The organism is Burkholderia sp. SIMBA_051, assembly GCF_046534915.1.
Classification (GTDB): domain Bacteria; phylum Pseudomonadota; class Gammaproteobacteria; order Burkholderiales; family Burkholderiaceae; genus Burkholderia; species Burkholderia ambifaria.
This window is the reverse complement of sequence record NZ_JAWRXS010000207.1, coordinates 1-277: the sequence shown is the minus strand read 5'-3', so window position 1 is coordinate 277 and position 277 is coordinate 1. Positions and strand designations below refer to the sequence as shown.

Sequence of the window (277 nt, the reverse complement as noted above, 5' to 3'; positions counted from 1 at the left end):
CCGCCCGCCTCGGGCTTGCGCCGCACGGTGGTGGTGGAATAGACCGTGCCGCGCCCGTCCGGCGTGCGCCAGGACAACTGCTGCGCGCCGCAATGCGGGCAGATCATGCGGGGATAGAACACGGCGCGGTCGCAGGCGTCGCAATGCTGGATCTGGAAGCGTCCCTGATCGAGCGCCTGGCGGTATTGCGCCTCGACGCCTTCGGTGGCGCGTGGGTCGGTTGCGGTCATGGCATACGGTTTCGGATGGATGAGCCGCCAGTGTCGGGGCTGGCGCC

The 277-nt window shown here is 69.7% G+C and carries 1 protein-coding gene; it reads right to left on the bottom strand.

Going from position 1 to position 277, the window contains the following annotated elements; all coding sequences use genetic code 11:
* Nucleotides 1-230 (bottom strand): Zn-ribbon domain-containing OB-fold protein (locus SB771_RS34200; protein WP_410721943.1); only part of this gene is annotated, 230 nt, incomplete at its 3' end.
* Nucleotides 231-277: the final 47 nt, after the last annotated feature.